This is a genomic window from Bradyrhizobium sp. AUGA SZCCT0283 (genome assembly GCF_018130385.1).
GTDB lineage: Bacteria > Pseudomonadota > Alphaproteobacteria > Rhizobiales > Xanthobacteraceae > Bradyrhizobium.
Genome location: NZ_JAFCLU010000080.1, coordinates 1 through 6,282, shown reverse-complemented (window position 1 = coordinate 6,282; position 6,282 = coordinate 1). Strand labels below are relative to the sequence as shown.

8 protein-coding genes and 1 pseudogene are annotated in these 6,282 nt (G+C 57.5%); 3 read left to right on the top strand and 6 right to left on the bottom strand.

The window, feature by feature from the left end:
* Window positions 1-381 precede the first annotated feature (381 nt).
* From JQ624_RS37910 to JQ624_RS37900, 3 genes are all read left to right on the top strand, one after another.
* Window positions 382-930, top strand: coding sequence for a cupin domain-containing protein (locus JQ624_RS37910; RefSeq protein WP_212423962.1), 549 nt, complete (start codon window positions 382-384; stop codon window positions 928-930).
* Between the two features lie 1,180 nt (window positions 931-2,110).
* Complete coding sequence (locus JQ624_RS37905) at window positions 2,111-2,269, top strand: hypothetical protein (protein ID WP_212423961.1); 159 nt, start codon at window positions 2,111-2,113, stop codon at window positions 2,267-2,269.
* 285 nt (window positions 2,270-2,554) lie between these two features.
* Entirely contained in the window at window positions 2,555-3,379 is an 825-nt protein-coding gene (locus JQ624_RS37900) for an MBL fold metallo-hydrolase (protein ID WP_212423960.1), read from the top strand.
* A gap of 65 nt (window positions 3,380-3,444) precedes the next feature.
* Here the strand turns inward: JQ624_RS37900 and JQ624_RS37895 are convergent, their stop codons facing one another.
* The 6 genes and pseudogenes from JQ624_RS37895 to JQ624_RS39165 all read right to left on the bottom strand — a co-directional run.
* Window positions 3,445-4,281 carry an N-acyl homoserine lactonase family protein gene (locus tag JQ624_RS37895; RefSeq protein ID WP_212423959.1) on the bottom strand — a complete coding sequence of 279 codons (837 nt, stop codon included), beginning with the start codon at window positions 4,279-4,281 and terminating at the stop codon, window positions 3,445-3,447.
* A 202-nt stretch (window positions 4,282-4,483) separates the two neighbouring features.
* Window positions 4,484-4,711 carry a hypothetical protein gene (locus JQ624_RS39185; protein WP_249130412.1) on the bottom strand — a complete coding sequence of 76 codons (228 nt, stop codon included), beginning with the start codon at window positions 4,709-4,711 and terminating at the stop codon, window positions 4,484-4,486.
* 22 nt (window positions 4,712-4,733) lie between these two features.
* On the bottom strand, window positions 4,734-5,276 hold the full coding sequence (locus JQ624_RS39180) for a TRAP transporter TatT component family protein (protein WP_249130411.1): 543 nt from the start codon (window positions 5,274-5,276) through the stop codon (window positions 4,734-4,736).
* Window positions 5,277-5,313: 37 nt separating this feature from the next.
* Window positions 5,314-5,511, bottom strand: coding sequence for a hypothetical protein (locus JQ624_RS39175; protein ID WP_249130409.1), 198 nt, complete (start codon window positions 5,509-5,511; stop codon window positions 5,314-5,316).
* A 26-nt stretch (window positions 5,512-5,537) separates the two neighbouring features.
* Window positions 5,538-5,987, bottom strand: a complete 450-nt coding sequence (locus JQ624_RS39170; protein WP_249130407.1) for an adenylate/guanylate cyclase domain-containing protein — start codon at window positions 5,985-5,987, stop codon at window positions 5,538-5,540.
* Window positions 5,988-6,135: 148 nt separating this feature from the next.
* Window positions 6,136-6,282: pseudogene (locus JQ624_RS39165) on the bottom strand (IS5/IS1182 family transposase); the annotation flags it as partial.

Sequence of the window (6,282 nt, the reverse complement as noted above, 5' to 3'; positions counted from 1 at the left end):
CGATGCGGTTCGCTACTCCTTCATCGTGATGGACTTGCACCATCTACTCCTTGCCGGTCTCCCGGCGCACTCCGGTCTACCCTGGTGAACGGACATCAGAAGGGCCTATTAGCATGTCTCAAACTTGCCAAAAGCGGAAGTGAGGCGTCCTCGCCGGGCGTTTGTTGCATGCCGAGGCGGTCTGTTGCGGAACGGAAAAACGCGCTACTGACTGGCGCGCTGGCCAGCGTAGTTAGATCCTGCCAAGCCCGTTGGCGGTGTGACGGGGCCATAAATAAGTATCCCCCCAGCGCAGGCGGACGCGCGTGAGGGCGGCTCACTCCTTTTCACCACCACGGTCGCGCGCCGCTGGCTGTGCCTATCACATATTAGGAGGCTCTCATGATTGCATGGAAATCCTTACAGCTGCTTTTGCTATGCGCAATCCTGGCGGCGTGGTCAAACGCACAGGCGCAAGAAGCGAAACCAAACGGCAGTCAGCTGCAGCCGGTGTACTCCCCGGCGAACCCGAAAGGCGGCTGGAAGGTGAAGAGTCAGGAGACTAGGGGCGCGTATTCTGTACTCGAATCCATCGTGCAGCCCTCCACTGGGCCCGAGCCGCATCGGCACAGCCGCGAAGAGGAAGGATTTTATATTCTTGAAGGCCAGTACGAGTTTCGCGTGGGGACTCAGGTTATCAAGGCCGGGCCAGGTGACTTCCTATTCGCGCCGCGTAATATTCCGCACACCTACAAGAACGTCGGCACTACGCCGTCGCGACATCTGACAATCATCTCGCCTGGCGGCCTCGAATCATTCTTCGCAGAGCGGGCAGCGCTTCAGAAGGAGACACCGCCATCTCATCCCGAATACCCTGCAAAATACAAGGCTCTTCAGGAAAAGTACGGGCTCGAGTACAGCACGGAATGGCAGTTCTCGCCGCGGCCATGATAAGGCATAACTCGCTGCTGCAGCCGACGCACTGAAGTGGGCGGTTGAGCGTGACGATCCTGCGCTCTTGATCTTCCCAAGTCCGGTTAGGGTCCATTTTCGGACTTTGGCGCGCGAAGTTGCTAGGTCCGCTTTACCCTCAAGAACAGACGTCTCCAGCCGGGCCTGTCAGGTCCGGAAAGTGCCATCCGCGGAAGCAATCGGCACCGGCCCAGAGCGCAGACGACCGCTTTGTCTAAGTACATGAAACATGTTGAATTGGTCATGCGCAAAGTTGCGGCGTGGGCTAATCGAGGGCCAAGGCGTTCGGCCAGCCCTCGATACGTTCCCTTTTGAACCCACTATTTCCCGCGCTTCTAGCAGTCGTCCCCCGGCTTTTTCTCGGACGGTGCGGGCTGGGCCGCGCCGGCCGTCGCCCTCTTTGATTGTTCAGTGAGCTCGGGACGGGTCTGTGTGCCTACCGTCCGTGACTGCGCGGAGGGTGCGGCCTGGGTCGTCGTTGATTGCTCGGCAGCGGTAGGCTGGCTCTGCATCTGGCGCTGCGCATCTTCCGACGACGTTGCGGTATGCTCTGAGGCTTTGCTCATCGAAGATGTCGGTGGATGCTGCTTGGAACTAGTTGCTGTGGAACCAGTCGTTTGTTCGGTATAGCCCGGGACATTCCCTGATCCTGCATCGCGGCTCGCCGTGTTGCAGGGACCGGCATACACAGAGGTGGTGCTGAAGGCGAGCACCGCGCCCAGGATCATAAGTCTGTTAGTAGTCATAGCCTTTCTCCTTAGTTGGACTCTGGACGATTGAAACGAAAGTAGGGGCCTTCCGTTCCGGACGTGTGAAAGCCGCGCCAACGTTGGCGAGTGGCCGAGTCCCCCGGCTTAAATCGCACCGAGCGTCAACGCACAGGAGCGGGTCGGGCTCGACGAATGCGTAATGCCGAAATCAGCATTGCATTGCAGAACCTCGGAATTCTTTTTGGGGTGGGAGGCTTACGTGCGTAGCTGGCCGATCGCTTGGCTGGCGTCGCACCGGTGATAGTCCGGTTCGGCGGCAAACCGCCGCGGAGATCGGTAAAGGATTATGAAGCGAGTTCGCTCGGCATGTCGCATATGGGTCAATCGCGTCGGTCGGCCCATTGCCGGCTACTTCCGGTCTTCCCCGGCACCCGTAAACGGACAAATCAGTGACCGATCAGGTCCGAAAAGTGCCGATACTGTTGCAAAAGTCGAAAGTTGCATCAGTCCAAATTTTTGGCGAAACCTTAAAACACGAAGCGATCGACAATTCGGATAACCTCAGTCGCGTTACCGAAATCGCCTATGAGTTTAGCGTGAGGCAATGAGGTCCGTCACATCTCTACAGGAAAACCGAACCAGCGGCCCTCGGAAATTTTGATACCTTTCGAAAAATCGACTTTTGCAACATAATCTGCCAAAAGACGACTTTCATCCAGCGTGAGAGCAGATAACCATGCTATGACAATTGCCCTTAGTCAGAGGATTTTAAAATGCGATTTCTAAGAAGAATATCATTCGTCCTCCCGTCTCTGTTTGCCGTCGCTTTCGGTCCTGCGCTGGCTCAAGATATAAAGGTGACTCTACTTGGCACAGGAAGTCCCCCGCCTGTAATGAACCGCTTCGGTCCGAGCATTCTGGTTGAAGCAGGAGACAAGAAATTTCTCTTCGACGCGGGGCGAGGCGCGATGCAGCGCTTGGCCCAACTCCAGACAAAATGGCAAGACGTGGATGGAGTCTTTTTTACCCATCTTCACTCCGACCATGTGGTGGGATTTCCGGATGTCTGGCTCACTGGTTGGCTTGTTGCACCAGGACGAAATCGACCCTTAGAGGTTTGGGGACCACTGGGAACCGAGAAAATGTTGGGACATTTGGTCCAAGCGTTTGAGTTTGATATTAAGTTTCGAATCTCGGACGATAAGGCCCGTCCTGAGGGGGTGGTGGTCAATGCCCACGACATCAATCCCGGCGTGAGCTACGAAAGGAGTGGCGTAAAAATTACCGCAATCGAGGTCGACCATGCGCCGGTCGAGCCAGCCTACGGCTACAGGATCGACTACAATGGTCGATCAGTCGTTTTGTCCGGCGATACCCGTACTTCGGCTAATCTCATACGCGCGGCCGAGGGCGTCGATCTACTCGTGCACGAGGTCGTCTCCCCTGAAACCTTTACCAGGAGAGGCGCCGATGCGGAGAGAACGAAAGCAGTAGTCGCGCACCACGTTACTCCCGAGCAAGCTGGTGAAGTGTTCGCAAGAACTAAGCCAAGGATGGCAGTCTACTCCCACATCGTCCTGCCCACAGCAACGAACGATGATCTGATACCCGGAACTCGCAAAACTTATGGCGGCCCGCTCGAAGTTGGCGAGGACCTAATGGTAATTGAAGTTGGGAAGGATATTGTTGTTCGGCGACCATCACATCCGAAGCAGTAAGACGAAGTTAGTTTCGCCCGGGACAATGGAAGCATAAGCGGGCGTCTGGGACAGCCCGACGGGTCTCAATCGTAGAAGCCCGGCGCCATTTTTAGGCTGTCGCGTTGCACTTTGTCATGGTTTATCCAAAGCTGCGCTTTTTCCTTCGCGAGAATGTCAGACATCCGCTGCAGTGATGCGGAGGTCTGCTCCTTGTTGAAATTGATGTCAGGGACGCGGCGGTTTTCCCAATTGTCCTTGAAATGGACGGCGTCGCCCGAGAGCAGGAGTGCGCCAGTGTTGGGCAATTTGATCAATAGCGATTGATGGCCGGGCGTATGCCCAGGGGTCGCCATGAGCGTCACGTTGCCGTCGCCAAAGACGTCATGGTCCCCCTCCAGCTTGTTGACCGTGGATGGTCCGACTTGCAGTGCCCGCGCGAAGGGCGAAGGCCACTCATATTCCGCCTTTTGCACCAACAGAGTTGATTGCGGAAACATGTTGATATTGCCGATGTGGTCGGGGTGGGTGTGCGAGACGGCGACGTATTTGATATCGGAGGGCTTGACGCCAAGCTGCTCGAGCTGGCTCGCGAGCGTCTTGGGGCGTTTCCAATGGGTGGCGCGCGCATCCGTCGGCTTCTGGCCATCGGGCATGGCGGCAATCGCGTCGGTCACGCCGGTGTCCCACAGCAGCCAGCCTTGGCTGTGCTTGATCAGGTAGCAATTATCCACGAAGTCGATGGACTTGCCGACGTTGACGCCGGGCGACCAGCGGGAAATATCGCCGGCGACGCCTTCGCCGCAGTTGAGGATGTAGAGCCGCTCCACCCCGGGCTTGGCTTGCGCGTAGCTCGCTTCGTTGGAGAACATCGTTGCCAAAGCAAAACCGAACGCCACGGCGATGGATGATATTCTGGTCATGGGCAATCCTTTGGATCAACATTCCCAGGATAAACTCTGGAACTTGGCAGATGATAGCATGAGAACCGCACGTCTGCTTAGGGTCAAACGCGTCGGTTTGGCCGGACCACGGCGGCTTCCGGTCTACCCTGGTGAACGGACATTCTCAGGATAGGCATGTCTCAATCACTTCGTCGCAAACGGTCGAGCCTTGCTGCGATGGTCATTCGGGCAGCTCGGCTTGCTGCAATCCTTCTTCGAATCGCGAGAGATCTTCGGCACGCCTATAAGGGCCCACTACGTCTTTTAGAGTGGAAACACGCAGCGCTGGATTGACCTGCCGCAGCCGAGCCACGGCCTGATGTGCTTGCTCCGGGCGTCCGGCCATTGCATTGCTTGCGGCGGCGATCCGTAATCCAGGTTGATAGTCCGGATTGTCCTGCAATGCCATTGCCGCCCACGATGCCGGTTCGTCATAGCGGCCCAGGAAGAAATGTGCATGTGCGCGGTCCACCCCGCGCCGCTGTCACCCGCGGATCAAGTGGGCTCAGGCGCATGGCACGCGCGAAGCGCTCGATCGCCGGTTCCGGCTCGCCGAGGTAGTTTTTTACCCAGCCGCCGTAAAACCATGCCTCGGCCAAATTGGAACTGAGCACAAGCGCGCGATCGATTAAGCCGGCCCCTGCCTCCAGATCGCGAACAACAAACGCTAACGCCCACCCGCTGGCGGCGAGCGCCATCGCATCATCTTTGCCCAACCCCACCGCCCGCTGAGCGAGCCTCGTCACCTCAGCAATCTCGTTCGGTGTGACTGAAATCCAGCCATTGCCCCTGGCATAGGCGTAGCAAGCGGCGGCGCGAGCGTTCACTTGCCGGCCAGCAAACTGATAAAACCTGGCCAAACCGCGTAAATAAATGGCATAGGCGTCGAGGCTCTCGGTCGGCTTGCGCTTGGCACGCTCGATCTCGGCTTTTTCCACCGCTGGCGCGATCGTCCCGACAACGCTTTCAGTCACCCGGTACTGCAGATCGAAGACGTCGCCGAGCCCGCCATCAAACCGGATCGACCATTCCGTCCGCGAAATATTCCTGTTCCGGGTCGGAGCTCAGGTTGGTGAAGGGGAGAATGGTGATCGAGGGTTTATCGGGCAGCGCAAGGGCGTCATCAACACGCAGGCGGGTCGGCACAGCTGGCACGGCGCGACCGTATGGGACGCGCCAGACCCGCATCGGTTCGGCGATATTCTTCAAGGATTGCGAACCCAAATCCTCAAACGTTACATCAACCTTGCCACGAATTTGCCGGCGAGCGTCATCCGAGATGCTGATACCGCCGGGGTCAGCGATCCCTTCGAGACGCACTGCAATATTGACCCCGTCACCAAAGATATCGTTTTCTTCGATATATCACCGACGTGAATGCCGATGCGGAGCTCGATCCGCTTGTCCTGCGGCACGTCGATATTTTGTTCGGCCATGCCGCGTTGAATTTCGTCGGCACACCGTACCGCGTCGACAACGCTGGCGAACTCAGCAATAGCGCCGTCCCCCGTATTCTTGACGATACGTCCGTGATGCTCAGCGATGTTGGGATCGAAAAGTATTCTTCGAAGCGCTTTCAGTCGCGCCAGCGTGCCTTCTTCGTCGATCCCTATTAAGCGGCAAGAGCCCGCGACATCCGCCGCCAGAATTGCTGCCAGCCGCCGTTCTACGTGCTCGCCGCTCAAGGTGGCCCCCATGCTCGGGGAAATTCAATGGCTATATAGCACGATCGTGGACCGATGTCCGGCGATGCCCACGTCCGCTTTGGGTCTTGGTCGTGTAAAAACGGCTCGAGGGGGACGTCAGTACTGGGAGCAAAAACCCGAGTGGGTTTTAGGCCGCGATCGCGGCGATCAGCGCCTTGATCCCCACGATGTTCATGACCCGTGTCAGATTATAGACAAGGACCGAGAGTGCCATTTCAGCGGCTACTTTTGGAAGCGTTTTGGTCAGGAAGTGCGTCGCCCCCATGCGGGCCTT